The sequence below is a fragment of the Pararhodospirillum oryzae genome (genome assembly GCF_007992075.1).
GTDB classification, from domain to species: Bacteria; Pseudomonadota; Alphaproteobacteria; order Rhodospirillales; family Rhodospirillaceae; genus Pararhodospirillum; species Pararhodospirillum oryzae.
Genome location: NZ_BJZO01000058.1, coordinates 1 through 26,598, shown reverse-complemented (window position 1 = coordinate 26,598; position 26,598 = coordinate 1). Strand labels below are relative to the sequence as shown.

The following is a 26,598-nucleotide window of genomic DNA, read 5'->3' as shown; positions in this document are numbered from 1 at the left end:
GGGGGGGGCACCGGCGGGAGCCAGGGGGCGGGCGGCCGTGGCGGGTTCGCTGTTGCAGCGGTACACGGCCTTGCCCGTTTTGGGGTCAAGGGTCAACTCGCCCACGGCGTCGCCGGTCGCGCCTTCCTTTCCGATGCATCGCCCGATGGCGTTTTCCAGGGGATCGACGGCAAGGCCCTGGGCCCGGGCCTGGGTTGGAGCCAGGGCCAGGGCCAGGGGCCCCGCCAGGGCCAGGGGCCCCGCCAGGGTCAGGCAGGTGCCGGCCGTGATCCGGTGAAAACGGGGAAGGGAACAGGGGCTGGTGGCCATGGGACAGTCCTTGAGGAAGGCGAAGCGCGCGTTTCCCGGGCCCAGCGTGGGAGGGCGGTCCTGGTGCTGGTGGATTAGGGGGTACCATACGAGGGGGGGGGAAGTTTGAAAAGGTTTGCGGCGCATGCCGGGGCGGAGGTATTCCCAAGGGGCCGGCAGGGGCTGGCCTGGATCTTTCGGGATGTCGAGGAGACAAGCGATCATGGAACAGCGGGTGAGGGTGGCCATTTTGGGGGCGAGCGGCTACACGGGGGCGGAACTGGTTCGCCTGCTGTCGCGCCATCCCCGCGTGACCCTTGCCGCCCTGACCGCCAACCGCAAGGCGGGACAGACGATGGCGCAGGTTTTCCCGCACCTGGCGGGGCTCGATCTGCCCGTTCTCACGACGGTCGAGGACGTGGCGTGGGAGGACATCGATTTCGTGTTCTGTGCCCTGCCGCACGGGACCACCCAGGTCCTGATCAAGGACCTGCTGGACGGACCCCATGGGGGCCGGCTGCGGATTGCCGACCTGTCGGCGGATTTTCGTCTGATCGACCCCGAGGTCTATGCCCAGTGGTATGGCCATGCCCACCAGGCCCTGGCCTTGCAGGAAGAGGCCGTGTATGGCCTGACCGAATTCAACCGGGCCCGGATTGCCACGGCGCGGCTGGTGGCGGTGCCGGGCTGCTATCCGACCAGTGCCCAGTTGCCTCTGGTGCCGCTCTTGAAGGCCGGGGTGATCGAGGCGGACGACCTGATCATTGATTCCAAGTCGGGGGCCTCGGGCGCGGGGCGCGAGGCCCGCGAAGGCTCGTTGCACTGCGAGGTTTCGGAAGGGGTGCACGCCTACGGCATCGGCGCCCATCGCCATACCCCTGAGATCGAACAGGAACTGTCGCGTGCCGCCGGGCGGCCGGTGCGCGCGACATTCACGCCCCACCTGATGCCGATGAACCGGGGCATTCTCAGCACCATTTACGCCCGCCTGGCCCCGGGAGCCGACGACGCCAAGGTGCGCGCGGTGCTGGAAGCCGCCTACGCGGACGAACCGTTCGTGCGGGTGGTGCCGGCCGGAACCCTGGTGCATACCCGCCACGTGCGGGGCTCCAATCTGGCCTTGATCGGGGTGCATGCCGACCGGGTGCCCGGGCGCGTGATCCTGACCTGCGCCGAGGACAACCTGGTCAAGGGTGCCTCGGGGCAGGCGATCCAGGACATGAACGTGATGCTGGGGTTCGAGGAAACCCTGGGCCTTGCGCAGGCCCCCCTGTTCCCCTGACCGGACGACGGGGGTGGCCGGGACGGCGGCCCCCGTGTTCCTGGTTTTTTCCTGACTTTCCCGTTTTCCCTTCTCTTCAAAGCCTCTTGCGGAGTGCCGTGCCATGACCGACCCGACCCCCGCCTTGATCCTGCCCTTTCAAGGGGTGTGGCCCCGCCTGGCCGAGGATGTGTTCGTGGCACCGGGGGCGGTGATCATTGGCGATGTCGAGATTGGCCCGGGAAGCAGCGTGTGGTTTGGCTCGGTGATCCGGGGTGATGTCAACCGGATCCGCATCGGGGCGCGGGTGAATGTCCAGGACGGAACCATCATCCATGTGACCGGGGGCGGCTGGGGCACGACCATCGGCGATGACGTGACCATCGGCCACCGCTGCATACTCCATGCCTGCACGGTGGAGGCCGACAGTTTCGTGGGCATGGGCGCGACGGTGATGGACGAGGTGACGGTTGAATCCTGGGCCATGGTCGCGGCCGGGGCCCTGGTCACGCCGGGCAAGCGGGTGGGAACCCGGACCTTGTGGGCGGGCAGCCCCGCGCGCGAAAAACGGGCCCTGTCGGACGAGGACGTGGCGGCGTTCCGGCCCTCGGCCGAGCGCTACCGGGCGCTGGCCGCGACCTACCGCGCGGCGATGGCGTCCTCGGGGACGGCCGGGCAGGAACGTTGAGCGGGTTTCCCCGTTTGGTGGGGAACCGGTCTTCAGTGTTGCCTGATGCGCGCTCCTTCCTGGCCGGGGCCAGGAAAGCGGGCGCCCGGGGCTTGCCTTTGATTTGAAAGCGGTGATGGAGCGGGACGGCGATGAGCGACTCCCTTGAGTATCCGTTGGCGTCGGTGCCCGCGCCCGGCACCCTTTTTCCGGTGGTCCCCGGGGTGTTCTGGCTGCGCCTGCCGCTTCCCTTCGCCCTTGACCATATTAATCTCTGGGTGCTGGAGGACGGCCCCGGCTGGACGCTGATCGACACGGGCATCGCCGACGAAATGACCCGTGCCGTGTGGCAGGACCTGCTGGCGGGACCGCTGGCCGGGCGGCCGGTGCGCCGCGTGGTGTGCACGCACTTTCACCCCGATCACATGGGGCTGGCCGGATGGCTGGAAGCCGAGACGGGCGCGCCCTTGTGGACCACCCTGGGCGAGTGGACATACGCGCGCATGCTGTGGCTGGAGGACGACGCGGCGTTCGTGGCCACGGCGCGGCCGTTTTATCAGCGCAGCGGGCTGGGCGACGCGGCCCTGGCCCTGGTGGAGCGCCGGGGGAATTCCTATGCCCGGCGCATTGTCGCGCCACCGGCAAGCGTGCGCCGGGTCCAGGGCGGGGAACGGCTGACGATCGGGGGGCGATCCTGGACGGCGGTGATCGGCCGGGGGCACGCGCCCGAACACCTGTCCTTGTGGTGTCCCGAGGACCGGTTGCTGATCAGCGGAGATCAGGTGCTGCCGCGCATCAGTCCCAATGTCAGCGTCTGGCCCAGCGAACCGTGGGCCGATCCCCTGGCCGGCTTTCTGGAAAGCCTGGCCCGCTTCGCGCCGCTTGATGCCGATACGCTGGTTCTGCCCAGTCATGGGGAGCCCTTCCGGGGCCTGCATGCCCGGCTGGAAGACCTGGCGACCCATCACCAGGCGCGCCTGGACGATGTTCTGGCGGCGTGCCGGGAGACCCCATGCTCGGCCTTTGATCTCATTTCGGTTCTTTTTCGCCGGAATCTGGATAGTCATCAACTCTTCTTTGCCATCGGCGAGGTAATTGCGCACCTTCATTGGCTTGAGGGCAAGAACCTTCTTCAGAGACAACAGGAAGGCGAGGTGGATAAATTCTTCGTATTATGAAACCTCTGATTACGGGCGTGTCCATCTGGTCTTTGGAACAGGGATGGTGTAGTTTGCAGGCGTTCCATCTAGACCACGAGACGATATTTCGTTGTCGGCCTCTTGGTTGAGAGTGGGAGCCGCCGGGTCCGGCGACGGACAGACCTCCTTCTGGCTTGAGCGAGGGGACACGCGTACATGGGTGCGATCATCAATCGGCTTTCGGTCGGAGCCAGAATTTTCCTGGGATTTGGGGTTGTCCTGGCCTTGTTCCTGGCAGTGGCCATTTTGTCCTACACCAATAACGATTTCATCAGTGGAGAACTGAGCCGTTCCTCGGCGACCGCGTCGCGCACCTTGATGGTGAGCGAAATCAACAGCTCGGTGAATGACCTGCGGCGCAATGTCGTGCTGTACGCGGCCGGTCCCACCGCCGAGCGGGCCGACGCCATCGCGGGCTTGTTCACGCAGTTGAAGGCCAGTCTGAACCGGTTGTCGGCGCAAGCCGAGTCCGACGCCAGCCGCCAGGACGCGAACCGGCTTCTGGAACTGGTGAATTCCTATGAACAGCAGTTCACCGAGCTGAAATCCCTGAGCCTCGCCCGCGACAAGGCGGCGGGCGGCGGGCAAGGGGTGACCGACATCGGCCCCCGGGCCCTGGACATCATGTCGGCCTTGATCAAGGAACTGGGCACGCGCGGTGACTACCAGGCGGCGTTCCTGGCCGGCCAGGCGGAAGAAGCCCTGATGGTGGCCCGGGTGTCGGTGGCCGTGTTCTTGTCCCAGCCGTCGGCCGATCTCGTGGACAAAAGCAAGGCGGCGATGGCGCGGTTTGTCGAGCGCAGCACGCTTTTGAAGCAGACGTTGGTCGATCCCGATCTGATCAGCAAGGCGGCGGCGGTCGAGAAGGAGGCGCGCGCCTACCAGACGGCGTTTGACACCTTGTCGCAATCGGCCTTTGGCGCGGCAAAACTGACCGCCGGCCCCATGGCCCGTGACGCGGTGGCGTTTGGTACCCTGGCCACCCAGATCAAGGATGCCCAGAACGCGACCCTGACCGCCGTGAACGCCGAGATCGCCCACGCGGTGGACAAAGCCAAGGATCGGGGCGTGGTGGTGTCGGTCATCGCCCTGGTGCTGGCCGGGCTGACGGCGGCGCTGATCGCGCGCAGCCTGTCCGCGCCGATTCGCCGCCTGACCGACTCCATGGAGGCGATCACGGAAGGATCGGTTGGGATCGAGATCGAGGGAACCGGCGATGGCGGCGAACTGGGCTCGATGGCGCGCAGCCTGGAAAAACTGCGCGGCGCCGTTGCCGATGCCTTCCGTTTGAATCAGATGGTCGACATCCTGCCGACGGCGGTCATGCTGTGCGATCCCAATCTGCGGATTTCGTACATCAACGAGGCGACGCGCGATATTTTCCGCCACATGAATCACCCCAGGGTTCAAAACCCCGACGCGGTGCTGGGGCGCAGCGTGCTGGAGTTCCACAAGAACGATTCGTTTGTCCGCAAGGTGTTGACCGAAGTCGACAAACTGCCTTACCGGGGCAAATTCAGCATGGGCGGCGTGACCATCGAAAACGAGGTCAAGGCCATCTACAACAGCCAGGGCACCATGCTGGGGACCATGCTGGCGTGGAAGGACGTGACCGAGTACGTCAAGCTGTCCGAGGATTTCGAAGGGACGGTGAAGTCGGTCGTCGGCGTGGTGAGCGCGGCCGCGACCGAGTTGCAGGCCTCGTCGCGGGCCATGGCTGAAACCTCCGACCGGACCGGCGAGGAATCGGCAACGGTGGCGGCGGCGGCGGAACAAGCGGCGGTCAATGTCGAAACCGTGGCCAGCGCCACCGAGGAGCTGAGCGCCTCGATCACCGAGATCAGCCGCCAGGTGCAGGAGTCCGCCCGCATCGCCGGCGACGCGGTTGCCGAGGCCCAGCGCACCGACGAGATGGTGCAGGGCTTGGCCGACGCGGCCGTGCGCATCGGCGAGGTGGTGAGTCTGATCACCGATATCGCAAGCCAGACCAACCTGCTGGCCTTGAATGCCACCATCGAGGCGGCCCGCGCCGGCGAGATGGGCAAGGGCTTCGCGGTGGTCGCGGGCGAGGTCAAGACCCTGGCCAACCAGACCGCCAGGGCCACCGAGGAAATCGGCACCCAGATCACCGGCATCCAAAGCGAAACCCGCCGCGCGGTGGAGGCGATCCAGGGGATCGGGGGAACCATCGGGCGCATTAATGAGATCACCTCGGGCATCGCGGCGGCGGTCGAGGAGCAAGGCGCCGCGACCAAGGAAATCGCCCGCAACGTCGAGGAAGCGGCGCGCGGCACCACCGAGGTCACTTCCAGCATTCAGGAGGTCAATCAAGGCGCCCAGGAAACGCGTCACTCGGCGCAGCAGGTCGAGGGGGCTTCCGCCGAGCTGGCCCAGCAGGCTGGCCTTCTGGGGCGTCAGGTCGAGGAGTTCCTGGCCAAGATGCGCGAATAAAAGGGCCATCCTGCGCGCCGGGAGAGGGATTGCCGTTCCAAGGTCCGGGCGTTCCGTTCATTTCCAAGGTGCTTTTCAAAGGCCGACGCCTGCTTTCTTCGGAAGCGGGCGTCGGTTTTTTTGTTTGGGGCGTCCAGAGTTCGTCGGGGAAAAGGGAGTACCGCTTTTCCCGAAAAGACAAACTCAAACAAATGCTCTAACTGGACTTACGTATAACCTTCTTTGGTTAATTCGGAGGGGTATAAAGCAACTAAGGCGCACAAACGTCTGGTGTCTCGGAGGAGGCTCTGTTAGCGTATAGACATTAGGATCTACCGAAAAGGGAAAGGTACCTTTCTCGCTGCCCGTCCGGACGTTTTCCCGCCCGGAACGAATTCCGGAAGGCAGGAGAGGGGACGGCAAAGGGGTCCACCGATGACGGCTCTTGTTTCCAAAATACGCCTTTCGGTCAACGCCCGGGTCTTGTTGGGTTTTGGGGTCATGGTGGCCTTGACCGCGCTGGTGCCGGTGCTCAGCACGCTGCAAGGGGCAAGCGTCAATACGGTGCTCCACGCCGTGAGCGGCTCCCAGGGGGCGGGGCTCGATTCCTCCTTTGTCGCGCAGGCACGCCAGGAAGTCGCCTCGAACCGCCTGACGGGGCTGGCGTTGTCGGCGGCGGGCGCGGCCGTGGCCTTGCTTGCCGCGAGCCTGACGGCCATGGGGTTGTTCCGTTCGATCCGTCGGTTGAGCGACGCCGTGGCGTGCTTGCGCGCGGGCGATCCGTCGTGTCCCATCCCCGGCGTGGAAGAGCGTGGTGCCCTGGGCGATCTCGCGCGCGAGCTTGCCGCGCTGCAACAAGAAATGGCCCGGCTGATCCGCCAGGATCAGTTGATGGAAATCCTGCCCACGCCCGTGATGGTATGTGAACCAGATTATACCGTGAGTTACCTGAACGATGCGACGCGCGCGGTGATTTCGCGCATGGATCACCCCCTGGCCCGCGATCCCCAGGCCATCATCGGGGTTAATCCGTTGAGTTTCCACAAGGATCCGGCAAAAATCCGCGCGGCCCTGGCCGATCACGGCGATTTGCCCTACCGGGTTCGCTTTGGCATGGGGGGCGTGACGATCGCCGGCGAGATGCGAACCGTGCGCGACCGCAAGGGGGCCTTGACCGGAACCGTTCTGTCGTGGAAGGACATCACCGAGGACGTGGCCCGGATCGCGGCGTTTGAAAGCTCGATCAAGGCGGCCGTGGATCAGATCGGCCAGGCGGCGGCCGAAATGGATGCCTCGGCGCAGGCGATGGCGGAGCAGGCCGAACGCGCGCAAGGAGAGGCGGCCACCGTGGCCGAGGCCGCCGAGGAAACAGCCGTGAATGTCGAAACGGTCGCGGGCGCGAGCGAGCAGCTCAGCCACTCGGTCACGGAGATTGGCCATCAGGTGCAGGAAACCGCCCGGATTTCCGCCCTGGCGGTTGAGCAGACTTCTCAGACAGACCAAAGGGTGCGGGGCCTGGCCGAGGCGGCCCAGCGCATCGGGGACGTTGTGACGTTGATTTCAACCATCGCCAGCCAGACCAACCTCCTTGCCCTCAACGCCACGATCGAGGCGGCGCGGGCAGGCGAGCGGGGCAAGGGGTTCGCGGTGGTGGCGGGCGAGGTCAAGGCCCTGGCAACCCAGACCGCGAAAGCGACCGAGGAAATCGCCGCCCAGGTGGCGGCGATCCAAAATGAAACCCAGGAGGCGGTCTCGGCGATTCAAGGGATTGGATCGACCATCGCGCGGCTGGACGACATCACGGCGGGCATCGCGGGGGCGATCACCCAGCAAAACGCCGCGACCCACGAAATCGCCCGTGCCATCGATCATGCCGCGCAAGGCACCGGTCTCATGAGCGCCAACATACAAGGCGTCAGCGACAATACCCGGCAAACGCAGGCTGTCGCCCGTCTTGTGCAGGAAGCGGCGGCCAGCGTGGCGCTTCAAGCGCGCACCTTGGACCAGCGCGCCACCGACTTCCTGGCGCGTCTGGTGGTCTAGAGTCTGTCAGGGAAAAGTGGAGGCTGATTTCCCCGAAAAGACAAACTCAAACAAAGGGGGTCTGGTTTAGTTTATTCCATCATTGGTTGCTGGATTCTAGAATAAAGCCATGGGTCCCCAATAACAAAAAAGTAACTGTGTCGTAAAAAGATACAAGGGAGAAGCGCTGTGGGAAAGATTATGAATCAGTTTTCCGTCGTGACCCGGATTACCATCGGGTTCGGTGCTCTTCTTGTTCTTATGTTGGCTATAAGTATTTTGTCGTATGGCGCCGGAAGTGTCATACGTGAAAAGGTAAATATTTATGCGCAAGAGGCGGTGCGGACCCTTGACGTCACGAATCTGGCAACAGAAGTCGCTGAATTGAGGCGTAACGCCTATATTTTCTTTGACAAGGAAGAGCCTCAATATGCCGAAACGGCCAATACCATTATGGCCGATCTGCAAAAACAACTTCAGACACTTTTGTCCACGGTTTCCGCAAGCCATCAGCAAGATATCCGAAAATTATTGGAGCTGGTCCGCGGCTATGATCAGGGCCTGAAGCGGGTGGTAGCCCTGTCCGAGGCGCGCAAGGCCGCGATCGGATCGTTGTTGTCGGTGGGGCCCGAGGCGCGTACCGCCCTGCTGGCCCTGATCGAGCAGTCAATGGCTGAAAACAACCATCGAACCGCGGCCTTGGCTGGCTTGGCCGTGGAATCCCTGATGAGCAGCCGGCTCGCAGCCGCCAATTTCTCGAATCACCCGTCGTCCGAGCTGGCCGAAAAGGTAAAAGAAGGTATGAATCAGGTCATCGAACGCTGCGAGGACCTGAAGCAGTCGATGATCGATGGGCCAGATCGAAGCCGGATTGATGACGTTCAACAAAAAGTCAGGTCCTATATCGTCGGGTTTGATGCTCTTACCAAAGCTATGTTGGAAAGCCAGTCCTTGGTCATGGGTGAAATGGCAGGGATTGGAGAAAAATTCGGGAGCGTTGCTGGAGATTTTCAGAATAGTCAACTTATTTTTATGGACAACACCCGTCATGGCATGGAAAATGACTTGAATCATGCTGTAAACGAAAGTATGGCGCTGTCGGTTGCGGCCATTGCCCTCGCCATTCTGGCGGCGATCTTGATTTCGCGCAGTCTGTCGCGTCCGATCGCCCATCTCACGGGCGTGCTCGATTCCCTGCGCCAGGGCGACACCGACGTGGAGATCAAGGGGCGCGACCACGGCGGAGAGCTGGGGCGCATGGCCCGGGGGCTCGACGCTCTGCGCCAGTCGGTGGCGGATGCGTTCCGTCTCAATCAGATGATCGAGGGGTCACCCAGCGCGGTCATCGTCTGTGGCACGGACCTGCGGATTTCGTACCTGAATGAATCCGCCCGGGTCATCGTGCGCCGCATGAACCATCCCATCGCCCAAGACCCGGATCTCATCATTGGCAGGAAAGCAAGCGAGATTCACCACAAGCCCGAATTCGTCCACTCGGTGCTCACGCATCCCGAAAACATGCCCTATCGCGGCAAGTTCACCATGGGCGGCGTGACCATCGAAAACGACGTGCGGGCCATCCTTGACCCCCGGGGGCGGGTGACCGGGATCATGCTCGCCTGGAAGGACGTGACGGAATACGTCAGGCTGTCGGAAACCTTCGAGGCGTCGATCAAGAGCGTGGTCGAGGTGGTGGGGCAGGCGACGAGTGAGCTGGAAACGACCTCGCAGGCCATGGCCGACAACGCTGATCGCAGTGGTGAACAGGCGTCCGTGGTCGCGCAGGCCGCGGAACAGGCGGCGGGCAACGTCGAAACCGTGGCCAGCGCCACCGAGGAACTGAGTGCCTCGATCACGGAAATCAGCCGTCAGGTCCAGGAGTCGGCGCGGATCGCCAGCGAGGCGGTGGCCGAGGCCCAGCGCACCGACGAGATGGTGCAAGGTCTCGCCAACGCGGCCCACCGGATTGGCGAGGTGGTCGGCCTGATCACCGATATCGCGAGCCAGACCAACCTGCTGGCCCTGAACGCGACGATCGAGGCGGCGCGCGCGGGCGAGATGGGCAAGGGGTTCGCGGTGGTGGCGGGCGAGGTCAAGACCCTTGCCAACCAGACGGCCAAGGCGACCGAGGAAATCAGCAGCCAGATCACCGGCATTCAAAGCGAGACCCGCCGCGCGGTGGAAGCCATCCAGGCGATTGGCGGCACGATCGCGCGCTTGAATCAAATTGCCTCGGCCATCGCGGCGGCGGTCGAGGAGCAAGGCGCGGCCACCAAGGAGATCGCCCGCAACGTCGAGGAGGCCTCCCACGGCACCACCGAGGTCACCAATAGCATCCAGGAGGTGAATCAAGGGGCGCAGGCCAACCGCCACGCGGCGCAGCAGCTTGAGGAGGCCACCAGCCAGCTGGCGCAGCAGGCGAGTTTCCTGGCGCGTCAGGTGCAGGAATTCCTGGACAAGATGCGAGCGTGACCCAAGGCGCGACAAAGAGTAACCCGTTTTTCGAGGGCCGCCGCCGGGCAGGGGAGGGGACGATCATCCCCCGTGCCCGGCGGCGCGCAGCGCCTGGAGCACCGCCACGAGATCGGTGCGCAAGGCCAGCATGAGCAGGCCTCCGGCGGCACTGGCGCCCGCAAGCATGCCGCTGACCAGCGCGGTTTGAACATTCAGTCGTCCGCGCAGGGCGGCAAGATCGTCCACCAGGTCACGCTGGACCCGGTTCACCTGGCCTGTCAGGGTATTTTGACGCTCCTCGGCGGCTTCCAGGCGCCCAAAGGCCCTGCCCAACGAGGCGCGATGATGGTTCTGGTCCGCCTGGACCCGCGCCAATCCTTCCAGCGCCGGATCAAGTGTTGCCAGCTTGTCGCGGATCGTTTCCAGAAGGGCTTCCAGGCGGCTGAGGCGCTCGGTGTCTTCAGTCATTGGAATGACCTTATCGAGATATTTTTTATGACGATAAGGCATAGCGTGGTTTTTGTCCAGCGTGACGGTGGCGAGAGAACCCGTTAAGAAGGGTTTTTTGCCGACAACCCTTGCCAACGGGCTCGGCGTGTTCTCAAATCCTGGGGCTTCGACCCGGCGACCCGGCCGCCCTTCCGGCGTTCCCCTGGTCCGAGCCGGAAAGGCCAAGAGGAAAAGATGTCAAAGAAAACCGTGGTCCACCCCGGCGACCGTTTTGTGAAGCCGGGCAATCCGCCCTCTCAGTGGCAGGTTGATCAGATGCTGGAATACCCTGATTTGCCCGCCCATGTCCGTCTGATCGAGTTGGGAGGCAACCGGCGCACCGTGACCGTGGCCCTGTCGGCCTTGTTGGATGGACGCTTGTATGCCCCGTCGCAAACCCAACCGCCACCCTCGGACACTTGATTGAAGGAGAGGCCGTGCCTAGATAATGGGAAGTGCCCCATGGATATCCACCATGGGAAACCCCTAGCCGGGAGGTACCGATGACCCTTACGCTGGCCGCAATCCCGCTTGTCACGAGTGCCCTGTTCTTGCTTGGCCTTGGCTTTCTGGCAAACCAGGCGCGTCCCCGGCTTGTCCTGGTGCCCGTGCGCGCCTCGCGTCGGCGCCGCCAACGATAAGACCCGGCCCGGTTTCCACCGCGCCTGTCGCGGGGAACCGACGCCGGTAGCCCTGGATCCCCCCGTGGAAGAGGGGGCGTCAGGCCAGGGCTGCCTGCGGGCCATCCGCCTCCGGCTGGCCGACGGCGCAAGTCCACGGGCTTGCCCGCCGTTGGGGCCGTTGCGGTGAACCAGGGGCCGGTGTAGGGTAAGCGTCCCGGTTTTTTGGAAAAAGTGGACCTGCCCTTGCTTGACGCTCAAGATTGCGTGCTTGTGACCGGCGGTGCCGGCTTCATTGGCTCGGCCGTTCTTCGCCATTTATTTCGCAACACCAGCGCGGCCCTGGTCAATGTGGATAAATTGACCTACGCCGGTGATCTGGAAGCGGTGGCGGATTTGGCCGGAAGTCCCCGCTACGCGTTTGCCCAGGTGGATATCTGCGACGCTCCGGCGATCGAGGCCCTGCTGGCCCGCCATCGCCCCACCGCGATCATGCATCTGGCGGCGGAATCCCATGTGGACCGGTCGATCGACGATCCCGGCTCCTTCATCCGCACCAACGTTCTGGGCACCTTCACGATGCTGGACGCCGCCCGGCGGTATTGGAGCGGTCTGGATGAACCCGGCCGGGCACGGTTTCGTTTCCACCATATTTCAACCGATGAAGTGTTCGGCAGCCTGGGAAGCGAGGGCTATTTCCACGAAGGCACGCCGTATGATCCCCGCTCGCCCTATTCGGCCAGCAAGGCGGGATCGGATCATCTGGTCCGCGCGTGGCATCATACCTACGGGCTGCCGGTTCTCCTGACCAACTGCTCCAACAACTATGGGCCGTTTCAGTTTCCCGAAAAGCTGATTCCGGTCATGATCGGCGCGGCGCTGGCCGGGCGGCCGCTTCCCGTGTATGGCCAGGGCGCCAACGTGCGCGACTGGCTGTACGTGGAAGACCACGCCGAGGCCCTGGTCACGGTGCTGACCCGGGGCGAACCCGGCGAAACCTACGTGCTGGGCGGAGGAGCGGAATCCTCGAACCTCGACCTGATCAAGCGTCTGTGCGCCATTTTGGATCGCCTGCGGCCCGATCCCGCCGGTTCTTATGAACGACTGATCTCCTTCGTGACCGACCGTCCCGGGCATGATTTCCGCTATGCCATCGACTATGCGCGCGTGAAGCGGGACTTGGGATGGCAGCCCCGTCATTCGCTGGACGAGGGACTGGCCGCCACCGTTTCCTGGTACCTGGATCATCAGCCCTGGATGGAACGGCTGCGTCAGCGCAAGGGGGCCGATCGCCGGCTGGGTCTGGCGGGCGGGCGATGACCGGGGGGCAACAGGCGCCACGGCTGGCCGTGACCGGCGTAAGCGGACAGGTGGGCCGCGCGGTGCTGGCTCGGGCGCGGGCGGCCGGATTCGATCCCCTGGGGCTGACCCGCGCCGATCTCGATCTTGGCGATCCCGACGGAATCGCCGGGCGCCTGGATGCGTTGCGTCCCGACCTGATCATCAATCCGGCCGCGTATACGGCGGTGGACCGGGCCGAGAGCGAGCCCGAGCTGGCCTTTCGCGTCAACGCCGAGGCCCCGGGGCGCCTGGCCCAGTGGTGCGCGCGCGAGAACGTGCCCTTGATTCACCTTTCCACCGATTACGTGTTCTCGGGCGAGGCCACGCGGCCCTATCGCGAGGACGATCCCCTGGCTCCCGTCAGTGTCTATGGGGCGAGCAAGGCCGGGGGCGAGCGCCGGGTGCTGGCCTCGGGGGCGGCGGCGGTGATCGTGCGCACGGCCTGGGTCTACGATGCCGAGGGGCGCAATTTCGTCACCACCATGCTGCGCCTGGGCGCCGGGCGCGACACCTTGGGGGTGGTCGACGATCAGCGGGGATGCCCCACGGCCGCGCCCTCGCTGGCTTGCGGCCTGCTGAGCATCGCCCGTCAGGTGTGGGACGCCCGCGAGGACGAGGCGGCGCTGGCGCCCTTGCTGGGCCCCGTGCATCTGACCGATGCCGGCGAAACCACATGGTACCACTTCGCCCAGGCGATTTTCGAGGCCATGGCCCCCGCCTGGGGGCGTCGGCCCCGGGTTTCGCCCCTGACGACCGCGCAATACCCCACGCCAGCCCGCCGGCCGGCGTGGTCGGTTCTTGACCTGGAGCGCGCCCGCGCCCGCTTTGGCCTGGTTCCGCCCTCGTGGCGGGAGAGCCTGGGGGCGGTGCTGGCCTCGTGCGTCCACCCGGCTGGATCCGGGGGCGGGGATGCGCTCTAATCTTTTGATCCGTGGCTTTTTCGAGCCGCCGAAACGGTCTTTTCTTCGGCGTGTTGGGGGCCTGGACGGCAATATCTCGTCCACCATGACAAGGGGGAACGCGTGAAGGGGATCGTTCTGGCCGGCGGGGCCAATACCCGCCTGTATCCCGTGACGTCGGCGGTCAGCAAGCAACTGCTGCCCGTGTACGACAAGCCCATGGTGTATTATCCCCTGTCTCTTTTGATGCTGGCGGGCATTCGCGAGATTTTGCTGATCTCGACGCCTCGGGATCTGCCGCGCTTTCGCGAGCTGCTGGGGGATGGCAGCCAGTTGGGGCTGTCGCTGGAATACCGGGAGCAGGCGCACCCGGGGGGCATCGCGGAAGCCTTTCGCATCGGCCGCGACTTCGTGGCCGGCGAGCCCGTGGCCCTGGCCCTGGGCGACAACATCTTGTTCGGCCATGGCCTGCAAGAGGCCCTGACCCGGGCGGCGGCGCGCGGCCAGGGAGCCACGGTGTTCGCCTACGAGGTTCACGATCCCGAACGCTATGGCGTGGTCGAGATCGCGGCCGACGGGCGCGCCGTGAGCCTGGAGGAAAAACCCGAGAAGCCCCGCTCCACCTGGGCGGTGATTGGCCTTTATTTCTACGACGCCGGCGTGACCGAACGGGCCGATGCCTTGCGGCCGTCGGCCCGGGGCGAGCTGGAAATCACCGATCTGAACCGGCTGTACCTGGAAGAAGGCGCCTTGCACGTCGAGCCGCTGGGGCGTGGCTATGCCTGGCTGGACGCGGGAACCTTCGAGTCGTTGCAAGACGCTTCCGATTTCGTGCGCGCGATCCAGCAGCGCCAGGGCTACCGGATCGCCTGCCTGGAGGAAATCGCCTTCAGGAAGGGATTCATCGACCGCGACCAGTTGCGGGTTCTGGCCAAGGCGCTCAGCCGGAATGAATACGGGCAGTATCTCATGCGGATTGCTGATCGGGAGTAAAGTCGGATTCCGGGAAGCGCCGGGGTCCCCCCGATATCCTGGCGTTTCTTGATCTCAAGGCCTTTCCAGGGAGGGGCGAGTCCTTCCCTCCTTTGAAGGGCAGGTGGGTGCTATGGTGTCGTCCCCTCGGTCCCGCCCGGGACGCCGTCGCTCCTGGCTGGGTGTCCAGGGAACGCTGACGCTGGCTTTTTTCGGCGTTGCCCTGCTCATTGCGTGCCTGGTCGCGGCTGTTTTGTATCAAGTGGCGCGCGAGCAGGTTCTGGCGGATTTACGCCAGAAGCTGCGCGACGTGGTGTCGGTGGCGGCGCACAGCGTGGATGGCGATCTTCACGCTCGCATCACACCGGATTCGGGCATGGCGTCGTCGGACTACCGGGCGCTGAAGGCGACCTTGCGTCAGATTCGCGGCGGGGTCGAAGGGGCCCGTTACGTGTATACGTTGCGCCGGGACCACGAAGGCGCGATCCGCTTCGTGGTCGATGCCGAGGAAGATCCCGGCAACATCGTGGCCTTGTACCAGCCCTACGCCAACCCCAGTCCGCTGCTTCTGGCGTCGTTCGACACCATGACCGGGCCGATCGTGGAAACCGAGGCCTACGAGGATGCCTGGGGGGCGTGGCTGACCGGATACGCGCCGTTCTTCACCTCGGATGGGCGCCGGTCGGGGATCTTGGGGGTGGATATCCCGGCCACCGCCCTGATCGCCCACCAGCATCAGGTGCTGCGGTCCTTCCTGATGGTGCTGGCGGGGGTGATTCCGGTCATCTTGCTGGCCGGGGCGTGGCTGGGACGCACCTTCGCCCGGCCGCTGCTGGCGTTGGAAGCCGGGGCGCGGCGGGTCGAGACGGGTGAACTGGGGGTTCAGCTGGCGATTCGCCGTTCCGACGAGATCGGGCATCTGGCCGCCTCGTTCAACCGCATGACGGCGGCGCTGGCCAAAAGCCGGGACGATCTCAACGGCGCCATGCTGAAGTATCGCCAGATTTTCGACAACGCCAGCGAGGGCATCTACCAGACCTCGCTGAGCGGCCGCGTCCTGGCCGCCAATCCGGCCCTGGTGGCCATGCTCGGCTACGACTCCCTGGAGCAGGTCCAGGCCGAAATCCAGAGCGTGGGCGAGCAGGTTTACGCCCGTCCCACCGATCGCGATCACCTGCTGGAGCAGGTGCGAACCCTGGGCCGGGTCGAGGGCCTGGAGACCGTGCTGTGCCGGCGCGACGGATCGCAGTTCTGGGCGGTCCTGACCATGCACGTTGGCGCAAGCGAGGAGGGGGGCCGGGTGCTGGAAGGCATGGTGATCGACATCACCGAACGGCGCCAGCGCGAGCAGGCCGAGCGCGACCGCGAGGCCGCCCGGGTGGCGAGCGAGGCCAAGAGCGCGTTCCTCGCCACCATGAGCCACGAAATCCGCACGCCCTTGAATGCCATCCTGGGCCTGACCGATCTGGTCTTGCGCACCGACCTCGACGAGCGCCAGCGGGACTACCTGACCAAGGTCACGATTGCATCACGGTCGTTGCTGGCGGTGATCAACGATATCCTGGATTTCTCGAAGATCGAGGCCGGACGGCTGGATCTGGAGGAAACAACCTTTTCGCTGCACGACATCATGGCGAACCTGACCGAGATGTTCGCCTTTCGCGCCCACGAAAAGGAAATCGAGCTGATCGTTTCCCTCGACAAGGATCTGCCGTGCGATCTGATCGGCGATCCGGTGCGCCTGGGGCAGATTCTGATCAACCTGACCGGCAACGCCATCAAGTTCACCGATCACGGCGAGGTGGTGGTGCGGGCCAGTCGGGAAGAGCCGCCGGCGGAGGCTTCTCCCGAAGACGAGGTGTGGATCCACTTCACCGTCCAGGATACCGGCATCGGGATTCCCGCCGATCGCGTGGAAGCGGTGTTCGAAAGCTTTTCCCAAGCCGATGGCTCGACCACGCGGCGCCATGGCGGCACCGGGCTGGGGCTGGCCATCTGCCGGCGCCTGGCCGAGCTGATGGGCGGGCGGGCCTGGGCCGAAAGCGTGCTGGGCGAGGGCAGCACCTTCCATGTGGTCGCGGGCTTGCGCCGGCAAACCGGCCATGCCACCCGGACCCCGCGCACGCCGATGGACCTGCGAGGGTTGAAGGTGCTGGTGGTCGAGGACAACGCCACCTCGCGCGAGATCCTGGTCCATCAGATCGAGTCCTTCCAGATGATCGCCACCCCGTGCGCCTCGGGCGAGGAGGCCCTGGCGATTTTGGGAACGCCCGAGCGGTCCTTTGATCTCGTGCTCATGGATTGGAAGATGCCGGGGCTGAACGGGCTGGAAACGGCCCGGCGCATCCGTACCGACCTTGACCTCCGGCGCACGCCGGTGGTGTGCATGATCTCGGCCTATGCCCGCGAGGATCTGATGCAGCAGTCCGAGCGGTCGTTCCTGGATGCTTTCTTGCACAAGCCGGTCAATCAGTCCTTCCTGTTCGACACCATCATGACCTTGTTCGGGCATCAGGAGGCGACGGTCGCCGGGCCCCAAGCCCTGCCGGCCGCCGACCCCGACGCCCCCGTGCCCGACCTGGGCGGGCGGCGGGTGTTGCTGGTCGAGGATATCGAGATCAACCGCCTGGTGGCCCTGGAATGGCTGCATTCGGCCAATCTCACGGTCGAGGTGGCGGAAAACGGGCGGATCGCGGTGGAACGGGTGCTGGCCGAACCGTTTGACGCCGTGCTCATGGACATCCAGATGCCGGAAATGGATGGGTTGGAAGCCACCCGGCGCATCCGGGCCGCGCGCCCGGACGGATATCCTCCGATCATCGCCATGACCGCCCATGCCCTGAAAGGGGATCTGGAACGCTGCCTGGCCGTGGGCATGAACGATTACATCAGCAAGCCCATCGATCCGGCGCGATTGTTTGCCACCTTGTCGCGGTGGGTGACGGGCGAGGGGCAAGGCGAGAGCGCTTTGGCGTCCGACGCCGTCACCATGTCCCCCCCGGCCCCGGCCGCCTCCGTGGAGCCTCCGCCGCCCGCGAGCAAGCCGGGCTCGGCCGCGCCAGGGGAGAAAAGCGGGTTCGCCGATCTCCTGGCCGCCCCTGTTCCCGGGCTTGCCGTGGCCGAAGGGCTGGCCCGGGCCAACAACAACCGCAAACTCTACCTGACCTTGTTGCGCCGGGTGCGCGACGATCATCTGGACACGGCCCGCCGCGCCGAGGCCGAGGCGGCCGCCGGCCATCTTGACGACGCGCGCCGTCTGGTTCATTCCCTGAAGGGAATCGCCGGCAACGTGGGGGCCGGACCCTTGCACGTCGCGGCCCAGGCGGCCGAAACCTGGCTGGTCGAGACCGGGGCCCTGGATCCCGCCGCGCCGGTCTGGCGGGGCTTCGTGGAAGCGCTGGAAACCCTGGGGGCCGGGCTGAAGGCCGCGTTGGTCGAGGAGTCCTCCGGTGCCGGGCCCGCCGCAGGGCCCAATGCGGAGGAAAACGGGGCCCCGGCCGACGGTTCCCCCGCGTCGGCCGTGGACGAACCGGCCCTGGCGGCGCGGCTGAGTGAATTGGAACACTGTCTGGATGACGATGTCGCGCGGGCCGAACAGCTTCTGGCCGACCTGGCTCCCCTGGTTCGGGCACGTTTTGGTGCCGGGACCGTGGACACGATCCGGGGCTTCGTGGAAGACTTCGATCTGGATGCCGCCATTGCCGAGATCAGGCGTTTGAGGAAGGATCTGGGAACAGATGACCGAGAGTGATCAACGCCAGCGGATCTTGATCGTCGATGACACGCGCGAAAACATCGACCTGCTGATGGAGTTGTTTCGCGACGAGTACCGGGTGAGCGCCGCCACGACTCCGGAGCGCGCCCTCAAGCTCGCGCGGAGCGACCAGCCCCCCGATATCGTGCTGCTGGATATCCTGATGCCGGGCATGAACGGCTATCAGGTGTGCGCGACCTTGAAAAGCGATGCGCGGACCCGGAATATCCCCGTGGTTTTCGTCACGGCGGTTTCGGAGGTCATGGACGCGGCCAAGGGATTCGACGCCGGGGCCGTGGACTACATCACCAAGCCCTTCCACCCCCCCGTGGTCAAGGCGCGGGTCCGGCTCCATCTGGAGCTGAGAAAGAAATACCAGCTTCTGGAAACCTACGCCTTCCTCGATGCCCTGACCGAGGTGCCCAACCGCCGGCGCTTCGAGCAGACCCTGGAAGACGAATGGAACCGCGCGCAACGCCAGGGTGATGACCTGGCGTTGCTTTTTTTTGATGTAGATTATTTCAAGATGTTCAACGATACCTATGGACATGGGCAGGGGGACGAGTGCCTGCGGCGCCTGGCCACCACCGCCTCGCGGACCTTGCGCCGCAGCGGCGATTTCCTGGCCCGGTACGGGGGCGAGGAGTTCGTGGTCATCTTGCCCCGCACCGACCTGGAGCATGCCAGGGCCGCCGCCGAAACCTTGAGCCGGGCCGTGGACGCCCTGGCCCTGCCCCATGCCACCTCGCAGGTCGAGCCCTTCGTGACCATCAGCATTGGCGTGGTCGCGGGGGTTCCAAGCACCAGGCTCAGCCCCGCCGATCTGGTGGCGGCGGCGGACAAGGCCCTGTACGCGGCCAAGCATGCCGGTCGCCACCGCATCGTGACCACCCCCCTGGACTCGGCGGCCCCCGCCCCGGTGTAGCGGTGTGGTGTAGCGGTGTGGCCCGGCGACGTGCGGGCGGGGGCCCCTTGCCTGGGGGGCCCCTTCGGGGAATCGGGCTTCGCGTCAGGCCAGCGCGGCGCCGCGCGCGTTGAGGGTGTTCAGGAAAGCCTGGCCGATGGCGGGGAAGTCGGGGCCGCCGGGCAGGGCGGGAACCGGGCTCATCATGGTGGTGAGCATGGTCAAGCGCCGCTCGGGTTCGACGATTCCCGCCGCGCGCAGGCCCGCCAGCAGATCCTCGACGGTGCTTTTCACGCAATGGGAAAGGGCCTCGCCCGCCACGTGGATGGCCTCGTGGGAGGCCAGGGCCAAGATCGCCTCGCGGCCGTTTTCGGAGGCGTGCGCGTCCTCGGGGTCGGCGACCTCGCAGCCAAAGGCGCTGTAATTCTCGACCCGGGGATTCAATCCCTTGATCAGCCACGTGACCGAGCGTTGGTAATGGCGCTGCCAGTCCAGCAGGGCCTGGGACACCGCCGGGTGCACCTGATGGCCGGGGGTCCCGATCAGGCAGTGCTCGGGCCAGACGATATGCGTGTAGCGGCCGGCCTGCTCCAGGCGCTCCAGGTACGTCAGCACCCAGGGGCGCGCGGCGGGATCGGCGGGTCCCCACTGGCCGGAGGCCACCGCCTCGCGGGTGATCAAGGTGAAGGGCGGCGGCGGGGCGCCGGCTTCGTCGCGCCAGAAGGACGGATGGCCGATGTCATAGGCGCCGTGGCTGTCCAGGGTCACGGTGATGGCGTCGTACTGGTCGCCGTGGGTGACGATGTGGCGGGCCAGGCGTTCCATGTCGTCCCAGGCGCCGGGAACGGCCAGCGATCCGGCGGCCGGGCCGTCGCAGAAATCACACTGGGGATCGATGATCAAAAGGCACGTGCTCATGGCGTGAACTCCCTTGCGGTCGGTCGGGGCCCGGCGCGCGGATCCGGGCGGCGCGCGCTGGCGCTCAGGACAAAGGAAAGGAAGAAAGACGTTCAGGCGGACACGGCGGACGTTCGTGCCTCCTGGAGTGAGACCCGAAAAGTGGGAACCGCTTTTCGGATCAGTCGAGCGCAAAAGTCAGCTATTTGGGGCGCCGGGCCTGGATTCGATTGAACGCACGGCGGCCCAAGTGTTTTCCTTGGTTTTAGCGACGCGCGCGCCGTGCGGCAATGACCGATCACATGAAAAGGAGGAGGTCAGACGGTCTGTAAGCCGGGTTCTGTCCGCACCCCTGAAACACCTTGCGGTGGATCCGGGGCGGGGATGGCCATTCATCTGGGGCGCCCGTCGCCGAACGCCTCGTGCGATACACCCGGACGGCGGCCCGAAAACGCTGCCTGCCTGGCGTGAAACACGCCCGGCGTGCCGTCCCTATTCGATCTTGCTCCCGGTGGGGTTTACCATGCCGCCCCCGTTGCCGGGGCCGCGGTGCGCTCTTACCGCACCCTTTCACCCTTGCCGGCCGTGTAGACCGGCGGTCTGCTCTCTGTGGCACTTTCCCTAGGGTTGCCCCCGCCGGGCGTTACCCGGCACCGTGTTCCCGTGGAGCCCGGACTTTCCTCCCCATTCGGCAAAGCCGAACGGAGCGGCCATCCGACCGTCTGACAGAGCGCACTCTAGAAGCCGGCCGTGTTCTCGGCAAGGGCCTGTCGGGGGCGGCGCGGCGGATTTGGCTCATGGTGCCGGAGCGGGAAGCGGGGGATAGGCGCATTCGGCCAGGGTGGTGCCGTCCAGTTCGCGGAAAAAGGCTTCCTGGGCCGCCGCCAGCCGCCCCTTCAGGCGGCACCCGGGCATCAGGGTGCACGCACCGCCCCCGGGCTCGAAGCACTCGACCAGGGCCTGGCGCCCTTCCAGCAGCCGCGCCACCTCGCCCACCGAAATGCTTTCCGCCGGGCGTGCCAGGTGAAAGCCCCCCCCCGATCCCCGCCGCGTCGCCACGATGCCCGCCTCGGCCAGGGTGCTGATGATCTTGCTCAGGTGATGGCGCGAAATCCCGAAGGCCTGGGCGATTTCGTCGGAGGTGAACAGACGCTCCGGCTCTCCCGCGAGGCGCATCAAGGTGCGCAGACCATAGTCGGTGAATGTGGTCAAACGCATCAATCCCTCCAAATCGGTATTTACAATGCGAGTTTAGGGCGCTTTAATGAGCATTGGGAATGCTTATTTGATCCGCAAGGCTCGCGGCCACCGGATCCACGGAAAACCAGGAGAGGCGCCTATGTACTGCTTCCAATGCGAGGAAACATCCCGGGGCACGGCGTGCACGGCACGCGGGGTGTGCGGCAAGACCGGCGAAACGGCTGCCTTGCAGGATCTTTTGCTGTTCGTGGTGCGCGGCATGGCCGTGTTCGGCGAGGCCCTGGCCCGCGAAGGGCACGAGGATCGTTCCCATGATGCCTTCGTGCGCCGGGCCCTGTTCGCCACCATCACCAACGTGGGCTGGGACGACGCCCGTTTCGTGGCCTTGGTCGAGGAAGCCCTGGCCCGGCGCGATGCCCTGCGCGCGCGCGGCGCGGCGGCTCCGGGGGGCGAGCGGGCCTTCTGGGATCCCGATGCCCTGCCCGAGGCGGCCATCTGGCACGGCCCGGTTGACGCGTTCGCGGCCCAGGGGGAACGGGTGGGGGTTCTTGCCACCACCGACGAAACCGTGCGCTCGCTGCGGGAACTGCTGGTGCTGGGGGTCAAGGGGATCGCGGCCTATGCCGAGCATGCCGCCCATCTGGGAGCGGTGGATCCCGCCGTTGATGCCTTCTTGCAGCGTGCCCTGGCCGCGACCACGCGGGTGGTGCCCGTCGAGGCCCTGATCGCCCTGGTCATGCAAACCGGCGAGCGGGCGGTGGCGGCGATGGCCCTGCTCGACCGGGCCCACACCGAAACCTATGGCACGCCGACCGCGACCCAGGTTTCCGTCGCGGCGGGGACACGCCCGGGCATCCTGGTGAGTGGTCACGACCTGCGCGACCTGTTCGAGTTGCTGGAACAGACCCAGGACAGCGGCATCGACGTTTACACCCACGGGGAAATGCTGCCCGCCCACGCCTATCCCGCCTTTCGTCGCTATCCGCATCTGGTCGCCAATTATGGCGGGTCCTGGGGCCAGCAGACCACTGAATTCGAGGCGTTCAACGGTCCCATCCTGTTGACCACCAACTGCCTGCTGCCGCCGCCTCCGGGATCGACCTACCTGGACCGCCTGTTCACCACCGATGTGGTGAGCTATCCCGGCGCCGGGGTTGTTGCCGATCGTGCCCCGGGCGGGGTCAAGGACTTTTCGGCCGTGATCGCGCGGGCGCGCCAGTGCCAGCCGCCCACCCCCTTGGAAACCGGCTTTGTCACCACCGGCTTTGCCCATCACCAGATCCTGGCGGTGGCCGATCAGGTGGTGGCGGCCCTCAAGGCGGGCAGCGTGACGCGCTTCGTGGTCATGGCCGGGTGCGACGGGCGCCACAAGGCCCGCGACTATTACACCCAGGTCGCCGCCACCTTGCCCCGGGATGCGATCATCCTCACCGCCGGCTGCGCCAAGTACCGCTACAACAAGCTGGACCTGGGCACGGTGGGCGGTCTGCCCCGCCTGCTGGATGCCGGGCAGTGCAACGACTCCTATTCGCTGGCCCTGGTTGCCCTGACCTTGAAGGAGGCCCTGGGGCTGGACGACATCAACGACCTGCCGATTTCCTATGATATCGCCTGGTACGAGCAAAAGGCGGTGGCGGTGCTGCTGGCCCTGCTGCACCTGGGGGTCAAGGGGATTCGCCTGGGTCCCACCTTGCCCGCGTTCCTGTCGCCGGCCGTGCTGTCGCTGCTGGTCGAGCGGTTTGGCCTGAAGCCGATCGGCGCCGTGGACGAAGACGTGGCCGCGATGATGGCGGGTGCGTGAGGGAAAAAACCGGGGAGGGAACGGCCTTCCCCGGTTCCCGCCGGCACGGGCTCAAAACAGGCGCAACTGGCGGGGGCGGGGAGGGGCCGCTGGCTGGGCCTGGGTGGTGATCAGCGCGGGCGGCAGGGCGGCCAGGAAGGGCGACGGGCGGCGCGGGGTCACGGCTCCGCGCCAGAACCGCGTGCGCGCGTGGGACAAGATCAGGCGATCGCACGCCCGGGTCAGGGCGACGTAGAACAAGCGCCGCTCCTCGGCCAGGGTTCGCGGATCGGGGGGCCGCCCCGAAAAGCCGAGCGGCACCAGGCCGTCTTCCAGGCCGACCACGAACACCACCGGAAACTCCAGCCCCTTGGCGGCGTGCAAGGTCAGCAGCGAGACCCGCTCGGCCCGGGGGTCGCGAAAATCGGCCTCGGTCGCCAGCGCCACATCCTCGGCCAAACCGGCCAGATCCGCGCCCGGGTTTTCGGCGATCAGGGCGGCCAGCCATCCCCGGGCCTCGGCCAGCGCCGCCGGGTCGGTGTCGGGATCCTGGTCCAGGGCCGTTGCCGCCTGGGTCAGGCGCCGGACCAAGGGGAGGGCGGTCGCTTCGCTGCCTTCGGCCGCGAGCCGAGCCATCAGGGCGCGCACGCCCGCGTGGTCTTGAAGAGGGTTTGGAACGCTTTTCTGGAACGGGATTCCGGCCCGATCGAAAGCCTCGCGCAGGGCGTCGGCCTGGGCGTCGGTGCGATAGAGCACGGCCACGTCGGCGAAGCCCAGCGGGCGCGCCGGGGCGTGGGCGTCGGGGTGGTGAGCACCCAGCATGTCGTGTCCGCCCAGCAGGCTTTCCAGGGTGGTGGCCACGAATTCGGCCTCGTCCTTTTCGCTCGCGGCCTCGTGGCACGGGATTGGTGTCTCCTCCGGGCGGGTCACGCCCTCGACCGGAGCGCCGATCACGGCGGCGGCGGCCCGGACCACGGAAGCGATGGAGCGGTAATTGCGGGTCAGGCGGACGGTCGCGGCCTGGGGATAATCGCGGCGAAAGCGCTCGAAACAGGCGCCATCGGCGCCGCGAAAGCCATAAATCGCCTGGTTGGGGTCGCCAATCACGCACACATTGCCCGCATCCCCGGCCAGACAGCGCAACAGGCGGTATTGGACCGGGTCAACATCCTGGAATTCGTCGGCCAGCACATGGGAAAAGCGTGCCCGCCAGCGCGCGGCCAAGGTGTCGTCGGTTTCCAGAAGGGCGGTCGCCAGTCCCACCAGATCGTCGAAATCCACCCATCCTTCGGCCCGGCCCCGGGCGTCCAGCGCCTCGCGGGCGGCCACGACCCCGGGGTCTGGCGGGGGCGCGTCGGGGTCGGCGCGCTTGGCCAGGGAGAGGGCCTTCAACAAGGCACCCGCGCGGGCATCGGAGACACCCAGCGCCTGAACCAGCCCCTGGCGTCGTTCGCGCTCGTCGGCCACCCGGAAATCGGGGGGCAGCCCCACCCGATCCCCGTGAGCGCGCAAGATCAGAAGGCCCAGGGTGTGGAAGGTGTGCACGCTGGCCCCCGGAGTCTCGCCGGGCAGCAGGGCGGCCAGCCGGCTTTCCAGCTCCTGGCGGGCCTTGCGGGTGAAGGTGAGGGCCAGGCAGGCGGGGGCGGGCACGCCGTGGTCGCGCACCAGGTGGGCGATGCGATGGGTCAGCAACCGGGTCTTGCCCGAACCGGGGCCGGCCAGGATGACCAGGGGGCCCTCGGTTCGCGCCGCCGCCGCCCCCTGCTCCGCGTCCAGGCCCGCGAGCACGCCCGCCGTCCGGGTGTCGGCTTCGGGTGGAGGAGGGGAGGGCGAGGAGGAAGGAGGGGAGGGCGGCGCGCACGGGGCCGGGTCCGGTTCCGCCCGGCTGGCCTTCCGGGCCCGGGCGGGCTTGGTCGGGCGGACCTCCGGCGCGTCGTCGAACAACAACCGGCCCCGGGCGCGATGGGCCAGCTCCCGGGGCTCGAACAGGCGGATGACGCCGTAGGCGCCATCGTATCCGGCTTCGCGGATCACCGTGCCCTGGCGCAGGCGGGCAATCGCCTCGCCGACCAGGGGATGCAGGCGGGTGATATCCTCCACGGGCACGCGGCCCAGGACATCGAGTTCCGGCCCCAACGCCGCGCCCAGGCGATCGTAGGCGGCCTCCACGGCCTTCGATCCCGAACCCACCCCCAGGATTTCGCCCAGGATCTCGGCCAGGGGCACGAAACTGGACACCGGCCCGGCGGTGGGGGGCGCCACCGGCCGGGCGCGGTCGGCCAGGACCTCCACCCGATGGGCAACCCCCACGGTCAGCGGCTTGCCGCACACCGGGCAGCGTCCACCCAGCGCCAGGGTCTCGGCCGGGTCCAGGCGCACGCCACAGGTCCGGTGCCCGTCCAGGTGATACTTGCCTTCCTCGGGAAAGAACTCGACCGTGCCGGCGTAGCCCTCGCCGGTTGCCAGGGCGTGAAGAATGCCCGCGTAGGACGGATCGCCCTCGAATGCCGTGGCCTCGCGTCCCAGCTTGGCCGGCGAATGGGCATCGGAGTTGGACACCAGCCGGAAGCGGTCCAGCGACGATACCCGCCAGTTCATGGCCGGATCCGACGACAGCCCGGTTTCCACGGCCACGATGTGCGAGGCCAGGTCGCCATAACAGGCCTCGATCGACTCGAAGCCCGATTGCGCGCCCAGCGCCGAAAACCACGGCGTCCAGATATGGGCCGGAATCAACAAGCTGTCGGGGCCCGAGGCCAGGGTGATCTCCAGCAGGTCGCGGGAATCCAGGCCCAGGATCGGCCGCCCGTCGGAGGCAATGTTGCCAACCCGCGCCAAGGCCGCCGCCAGCCGGTCGGCGGCGTCGAAGTCCCCCAGATGGATCAGGTGGTGAACCTTGCGGGTTTTCTCGTCTTTTTTGTAGATGGTCGAAATTTCGGTGGACAGCAGGAAGGACACCGGCGCCCGACAGGCGGGGGGCAGGGTGTCCCATAGCGGGGCCTCGATCTCGGGGCGCAGGCGAAAAAGCCCCTGGCCCGTGGGCACCAGCTTGTCCTTGATCTCGCGCAGCCAGCCCGGATGCACGCAATCCCCGGTACCCACCACCGCGATCCCCTTGCGCGCCGCCCACCAGGCCAGATGCTCCAGATCCAGATCGCGACTGGTCGCCCGCGAAAATTTCGAATGCACATGCAGATCGGCAAGATAGGCCATGAGTCACCAGCGGATGGGGCAGTGGCAGGGGTCTTGGTATAGCAGAAAACCCCCCTTTCTCGTGCGGGTGTCGAGGGAAAACGATTTTCCTCGCAAGAAGGGCTTCGCCCTTTGGGGGCGCGCCCCCAAACCCCGCCTGGGGACGCTGCGCTTCCCCAGACCCCTGCGTTTTCTGAGTGAAGGAGGGGCTCGGGGAGGCCTCGCCTCC

Annotated in this window: 17 protein-coding genes, 1 other RNA gene and 1 pseudogene; 13 read left to right on the top strand and 6 right to left on the bottom strand. The window is 66.2% G+C overall.

Features of this window, described 5'->3' with window-relative positions:
• A pseudogene (locus tag ROR02_RS10980) lies at positions 1–309 on the bottom strand (hypothetical protein); the annotation flags it as partial.
• A gap of 202 nt (positions 310–511) precedes the next feature.
• Between ROR02_RS10980 and argC the strand changes: the two are divergent.
• The 6 genes from argC (at position 512) to ROR02_RS10950 (ending at position 10,339) form a co-directional block, all read left to right on the top strand.
• Positions 512–1,570, top strand: coding sequence for an N-acetyl-gamma-glutamyl-phosphate reductase (gene argC, locus ROR02_RS10975; RefSeq protein ID WP_147164067.1), 1,059 nt, complete (start codon positions 512–514; stop codon positions 1,568–1,570).
• 103 nt (positions 1,571–1,673) lie between these two features.
• Positions 1,674–2,237, top strand: a complete 564-nt coding sequence (locus ROR02_RS10970; protein ID WP_147164066.1) for a gamma carbonic anhydrase family protein — start codon at positions 1,674–1,676, stop codon at positions 2,235–2,237.
• Between the two features lie 131 nt (positions 2,238–2,368).
• On the top strand, positions 2,369–3,394 hold the full coding sequence (locus tag ROR02_RS10965; protein WP_147164065.1) for an MBL fold metallo-hydrolase: 1,026 nt from the start codon (positions 2,369–2,371) through the stop codon (positions 3,392–3,394).
• Between the two features lie 177 nt (positions 3,395–3,571).
• Positions 3,572–5,866 (top strand): methyl-accepting chemotaxis protein, encoded by a 2,295-nt coding sequence (locus ROR02_RS10960; protein WP_147164064.1) that lies wholly within the window; start codon positions 3,572–3,574, stop codon positions 5,864–5,866.
• Between the two features lie 414 nt (positions 5,867–6,280).
• Positions 6,281–7,888 (top strand): methyl-accepting chemotaxis protein, encoded by a 1,608-nt coding sequence (locus ROR02_RS10955; protein ID WP_147164063.1) that lies wholly within the window; start codon positions 6,281–6,283, stop codon positions 7,886–7,888.
• A 180-nt stretch (positions 7,889–8,068) separates the two neighbouring features.
• Positions 8,069–10,339, top strand: a complete 2,271-nt coding sequence (locus tag ROR02_RS10950) for a methyl-accepting chemotaxis protein (RefSeq protein ID WP_147164062.1) — start codon at positions 8,069–8,071, stop codon at positions 10,337–10,339.
• A gap of 63 nt (positions 10,340–10,402) precedes the next feature.
• Here the strand turns inward: ROR02_RS10950 and ROR02_RS10945 are convergent, their stop codons facing one another.
• On the bottom strand, positions 10,403–10,789 hold the full coding sequence (locus ROR02_RS10945; RefSeq protein ID WP_147164061.1) for a hypothetical protein: 387 nt from the start codon (positions 10,787–10,789) through the stop codon (positions 10,403–10,405).
• A gap of 216 nt (positions 10,790–11,005) precedes the next feature.
• On the opposite strand from ROR02_RS10945, the gene ROR02_RS10940 reads away from it, so the two are divergent.
• The 6 genes from ROR02_RS10940 (at position 11,006) to ROR02_RS10915 (ending at position 19,321) form a co-directional block, all read left to right on the top strand.
• A complete protein-coding gene (locus tag ROR02_RS10940) occupies positions 11,006–11,233 on the top strand; it encodes a hypothetical protein (RefSeq protein ID WP_147164060.1) in 228 nt (75 codons plus the stop codon).
• 443 nt (positions 11,234–11,676) lie between these two features.
• Positions 11,677–12,750, top strand: a complete 1,074-nt coding sequence (rfbB, locus tag ROR02_RS10935; protein WP_246135514.1) for a dTDP-glucose 4,6-dehydratase — start codon at positions 11,677–11,679, stop codon at positions 12,748–12,750.
• Entirely contained in the window at positions 12,747–13,691 is a 945-nt protein-coding gene (gene rfbD, locus ROR02_RS10930) for a dTDP-4-dehydrorhamnose reductase (RefSeq protein ID WP_147164059.1), read from the top strand. The genes rfbB and rfbD overlap by 4 nt, the downstream gene beginning before the upstream one ends.
• A 102-nt stretch (positions 13,692–13,793) precedes the next feature.
• On the top strand, positions 13,794–14,663 hold the full coding sequence (rfbA, locus tag ROR02_RS10925; RefSeq protein WP_147164058.1) for a glucose-1-phosphate thymidylyltransferase RfbA: 870 nt from the start codon (positions 13,794–13,796) through the stop codon (positions 14,661–14,663).
• Positions 14,664–14,775: 112 nt separating this feature from the next.
• A complete protein-coding gene (locus tag ROR02_RS10920) occupies positions 14,776–18,393 on the top strand; it encodes a hybrid sensor histidine kinase/response regulator (RefSeq protein WP_147164057.1) in 3,618 nt (1,205 codons plus the stop codon).
• Complete coding sequence (locus ROR02_RS10915) at positions 18,380–19,321, top strand: diguanylate cyclase domain-containing protein (protein ID WP_147164056.1); 942 nt, start codon at positions 18,380–18,382, stop codon at positions 19,319–19,321. Before ROR02_RS10920 ends, ROR02_RS10915 begins: the two co-directional genes overlap by 14 nt.
• Before the next feature lie 84 nt (positions 19,322–19,405).
• Here ROR02_RS10915 and ROR02_RS10910 read toward each other — a convergent pair whose 3' ends face one another.
• The 3 genes from ROR02_RS10910 to ROR02_RS10900 form a co-directional block, all read right to left on the bottom strand.
• A complete protein-coding gene (locus ROR02_RS10910) occupies positions 19,406–20,218 on the bottom strand; it encodes a cysteine hydrolase family protein (protein WP_147164055.1) in 813 nt (270 codons plus the stop codon).
• 292 nt (positions 20,219–20,510) lie between these two features.
• Positions 20,511–20,923: RNase P RNA component class A (gene rnpB / locus ROR02_RS10905), an RNA gene on the bottom strand.
• Between the two features lie 69 nt (positions 20,924–20,992).
• Complete coding sequence (locus ROR02_RS10900; protein WP_147164054.1) at positions 20,993–21,415, bottom strand: RrF2 family transcriptional regulator; 423 nt, start codon at positions 21,413–21,415, stop codon at positions 20,993–20,995.
• A 121-nt stretch (positions 21,416–21,536) separates the two neighbouring features.
• Here ROR02_RS10900 and hcp point away from each other — a divergent pair, with 121 nt between their 5' ends.
• Entirely contained in the window at positions 21,537–23,198 is a 1,662-nt protein-coding gene (gene hcp / locus ROR02_RS10895) for a hydroxylamine reductase (RefSeq protein ID WP_147164053.1), read from the top strand.
• 51 nt (positions 23,199–23,249) lie between these two features.
• Here hcp and ROR02_RS10890 read toward each other — a convergent pair whose 3' ends face one another.
• Positions 23,250–26,390, bottom strand: a complete 3,141-nt coding sequence (locus ROR02_RS10890) for a UvrD-helicase domain-containing protein (RefSeq protein ID WP_147164052.1) — start codon at positions 26,388–26,390, stop codon at positions 23,250–23,252.
• Positions 26,391–26,598: the final 208 nt, after the last annotated feature.

Coding starts and splice junctions, on each gene's coding strand:
- ROR02_RS10890 (WP_147164052.1), bottom strand. CDS start 26,390: ATGGCCTATCTTGCCGATCTGCATGTGCATTCGAAATTTTCGCGGGCG.
- hcp (WP_147164053.1), top strand. CDS start 21,537: ATGTACTGCTTCCAATGCGAGGAAACATCCCGGGGCACGGCGTGCACG.
- ROR02_RS10965 (WP_147164065.1), top strand. CDS start 2,369: ATGAGCGACTCCCTTGAGTATCCGTTGGCGTCGGTGCCCGCGCCCGGC.
- ROR02_RS10910 (WP_147164055.1), bottom strand. CDS start 20,218: ATGAGCACGTGCCTTTTGATCATCGATCCCCAGTGTGATTTCTGCGAC.
- rfbD (WP_147164059.1), top strand. CDS start 12,747: ATGACCGGGGGGCAACAGGCGCCACGGCTGGCCGTGACCGGCGTAAGC.
- ROR02_RS10940 (WP_147164060.1), top strand. CDS start 11,006: ATGTCAAAGAAAACCGTGGTCCACCCCGGCGACCGTTTTGTGAAGCCG.
- ROR02_RS10945 (WP_147164061.1), bottom strand. CDS start 10,789: ATGACTGAAGACACCGAGCGCCTCAGCCGCCTGGAAGCCCTTCTGGAA.
- ROR02_RS10970 (WP_147164066.1), top strand. CDS start 1,674: ATGACCGACCCGACCCCCGCCTTGATCCTGCCCTTTCAAGGGGTGTGG.
- ROR02_RS10915 (WP_147164056.1), top strand. CDS start 18,380: ATGACCGAGAGTGATCAACGCCAGCGGATCTTGATCGTCGATGACACG.
- ROR02_RS10950 (WP_147164062.1), top strand. CDS start 8,069: ATGAATCAGTTTTCCGTCGTGACCCGGATTACCATCGGGTTCGGTGCT.
- ROR02_RS10960 (WP_147164064.1), top strand. CDS start 3,572: ATGGGTGCGATCATCAATCGGCTTTCGGTCGGAGCCAGAATTTTCCTG.
- ROR02_RS10920 (WP_147164057.1), top strand. CDS start 14,776: ATGGTGTCGTCCCCTCGGTCCCGCCCGGGACGCCGTCGCTCCTGGCTG.
- argC (WP_147164067.1), top strand. CDS start 512: ATGGAACAGCGGGTGAGGGTGGCCATTTTGGGGGCGAGCGGCTACACG.
- ROR02_RS10900 (WP_147164054.1), bottom strand. CDS start 21,415: ATGCGTTTGACCACATTCACCGACTATGGTCTGCGCACCTTGATGCGC.
- ROR02_RS10955 (WP_147164063.1), top strand. CDS start 6,281: ATGACGGCTCTTGTTTCCAAAATACGCCTTTCGGTCAACGCCCGGGTC.